The sequence below is a fragment of the Prevotella sp. AM34-19LB genome (assembly GCF_003468525.1).
Taxonomy (GTDB): domain Bacteria; phylum Bacteroidota; class Bacteroidia; order Bacteroidales; family Bacteroidaceae; genus Prevotella.
The window spans coordinates 1-3351 of sequence record NZ_QSIG01000096.1 but is presented as its reverse complement, the minus strand read 5'-3'; the positions used below and the strand labels follow the sequence as shown (position 1 = coordinate 3351).

Annotated in this window: 1 protein-coding gene; it reads left to right on the top strand. The window is 40.3% G+C overall.

The window, feature by feature from the left end; translation table 11 throughout:
- Positions 1–1081: 1081 nt before the first annotated feature.
- The gene (locus tag DW830_RS15220; RefSeq protein WP_119250473.1) at positions 1082–2641 is read left to right on the top strand and encodes an ATP-binding protein; all 1560 of its coding nucleotides are present in this window, start codon (positions 1082–1084) and stop codon (positions 2639–2641) included.
- Positions 2642–3351 lie beyond the last annotated feature (710 nt).

The window sequence follows — 3351 nt, the reverse complement described above, 5'->3', positions numbered from 1 at the left end:
ATATACTTATAAGAATATAATATATCCTATATATGAAAGAGAAGCGCAAAGAAGATTAATATCTTTACATTTTAACAACCTTAATAAATCTTACCTATCTCTACCCTATAGTTTAATGTCCATTTGAAAAACTGAAACTGCCCCCATGTGATTCCATCATTTAAACGAAGAGGTATTGATAAGAAAACATTGAGTGATGCGGCACAAAACATTGAGTTGTCACCCAAGAAACTACGAGTTAGATTCGTTAACACTTCTCAAAGGAGTTCATCCCCCCATCTTCCTCCCCTATCTCATGGGGGCAGTATCAGTTATGAAAACGGACATTAAAAAGTGCGATAGCACCGCCCTAACTACCTATTTTTATATAGTTAGGCGGTGCTATCGCTATTCGAGACCATTTACCGCAAAAACACAAAGTAAACTACCGTTAAAATACAAAGTAAAACGCCGCAAAAATATAAAGTAACTGTAGAAAACATGATTTATGATAAAGCCATATCAAGGGAAGACAGAGTAAAGGTTATACCTTTGGCTACATTAAAAGACTAGAAAAAGCTAATTTTTCGATAGAAAACTAAGAAAAAGTTTGTTTTCTATCGAAAATTTGACTCTTTATCCGAAAAGTTCATTCATCCTTACCTCACTTAGAATACCACCGCCCTAACTACCTATTTTTATATAGTTAGGCGGTGCTATCGCAAACATATCCTTTTTTCCTCCCCTATCTCATAGGGGCAGTATCAGTTTTGAAAACGGACATTAAAGGGGATAGGCTTCCACATTCTATGAGAGAAAAGAGAGGTGGTTTGCAGCAACTGTTTCCCTATATATAATCAGGTGCATTTTCGATATGACTAAGAGCAAAACTAGTCAACAAAAAGTATGACTAAGTTTTAACTAGTCAACTGGTTTTATAAATAAGTATTAACCGAGTCAACTCGTCTTATAAATAAGATAATAAGTGGTCAACCAAAATCGTTAAACCACACCACGTAAAAAATAGAACTTTTCCCTCATAAAAGTTTGGTGGTATCATTTTTTTGTTGTAGCTTTGCAAATGAATTAATTCGATGACGCAATGGCAAGAAAATTATATCCTATAGGAATTCAGACATTTGAGGAAATCCGCAAGTTGGACAACCTCTATATCGACAAGACGGAATACATCTATCGTATGACACATACCGATGGAAAGTATTTCTTCTTGAGTCGCCCACGCCGTTTCGGCAAGTCGCTGCTGGTTTCCACCTTCCAAAGTTATTTCGAAGGAAAGAAGGAACTCTTTGAGGGGCTTGCCATCGAGAAGCTGGAGAAGGAGTGGAATACTTATCCTGTGCTGCACTTCGACCTGAGCAAGGGTAAGCATATGGAGAAGGCGCAGCTGAATCGTTATTTGTTGGATATTATTGAAAAGCAAGAGGCTAGGTTCGATTGCAAGAGCAATAGAATAGATGTTAATATTCGACTTGACGATTTGATAAATGCAGTTTATCATAAGACAGGCAAGCAGGTGGTGGTGCTCATTGATGAATATGACGCTCCGCTGCTGGATGTGGCGCATGAAAAGGAAAAACTCGATGAGCTCCGTAACACAATGCGCAACTTCTATAGTCCTCTGAAGGGAAACGAGTCTATGCTTCGATTTGTCTTTATGACGGGCATCACGAAGTTTTCGCAGCTCAGCATCTTCAGCGAGCTGAACAACATCAAGAATGTGAGCATGGACGAGCCTTATGCCGGCATCTGTGGCATCACCAAGGAGGAACTGTTGACCCAGATGAGTGATGACATCGACGCTCTTGCCGAGCATCTGGAACTGAGCAGGGAGGAGACTATCCAGGAACTCAAAGACCATTATGATGGTTATCACTTCTGCTGGCCATCGCCTGACGTCTTCAATCCTTACAGCCTGCTCAATTGCTTTGCTGATGGCAAGCTGAAGGCTTATTGGTTTGGATCCGGTACACCTACTTATCTGATTGAAAAAATGAGGGAGTTTCATGTGTTGCCATCGCAGTTGGGGCGAGTGAGGGCTAAGGCTTCCTCCTTTGACGCTGCAACGGAAAGAATGACTTCGCTCACTCCTCTGCTGTATCAGAGTGGCTATCTCACCATCAAGGACTACGAAAAGAAGATAGATGTTTATACGCTCGACTTTCCTAACAAGGAGATTGAGGTGGGACTGTTCGACAGTTTGTTGCCGGGCTACCTTGGATCGGGAATAGATACGGGTAGGGTTGTGATAGCTGACATTTCTACCTATATTAATAGTGGTGAAATGGATGAAGCCCTGCAAATGCTGGCTGATTTCCTGGAAACCATTCCATATTGCGACAACACCAATTACGAGGGACATTACCAGCAGATGTTTTATATCATCTTTGCCTTGCTTACTGACTACAATATTATTGTGGAGCAGCACACGGCTAAAGGGAGAATCGACATCACGATGGAGACTGCCGACACCATCTATGTGATGGAACTGAAATTCAATAAGAGTGCGCAAGAGGCATTAGACCAAATCAATGACAAGCATTATGCCCAAGCCTTTGCCTTGAAGAATAAGGAAATTGTAAAGGTGGGCTTGAACTTCTCTATCAAAGACGAGGTGAATAATCTGGAATGGGTGCTTTCCTGACACTGAGGGGGTTAGCCGATGGATTACGATTGACTTTCACAAATTCTTAAAATTACCTCCCTGATGAGCCGCCTACAGCCGAATGTCCCTTCTGTTATACCGACTCCGTAATAGGTGATGCCTCCGGCTTCCCTATTACCAAGGATTTCTTGAAGAAAATGAAGAAGAGATATTTCTAGGCGATTTTTCAACGTTTTTCACCGACCTGCCCCCTATCTCATGGGGGCAGTATCAGTTTTGAAAACGGACATTAAAGGGGGTAGGCTTCCACATTCCATAAGAAAAGGGAGGGGATTTGCGGCAAGCATTCCCCTATATAATAAGGTGTAAATTCATAAAAAATGAGTTTGAACCAAAATGAACCAAAATGAACCAATCGCCAAAGTTTAAAGAATATTAAAGCCCCATTTTAAATTTGAAATTCTCCACAAAAATAACTATATTTACAATGCCGTTGAGATAAACACGACAAACAATATAAAAATCATAATCTAGAAAGTAAATGAGTAAGAATATCACAGAACAATCAGTCTTTGGAACTTATTTTCAGACAGAGAATCAAGTAACATCGGCACTCCTCAAAATCTTAGAAACAGATTGTGGGGGAGGCCGTCCGAAAACTTAATTAGGGAAGCAAACAACTGAATTGGGCATTTTTCTTTTGCTCTTTATAGTTAATTAACCTCGTATCTTCTTGATTCTCAATTATT

Bases quoted from the DNA above. Each gene is read 5' to 3' on its own strand.
- DW830_RS15220 (WP_119250473.1), top strand. From the start codon at position 1,082: ATGGCAAGAAAATTATATCCTATAGGAATTCAGACATTTGAGGAAATC.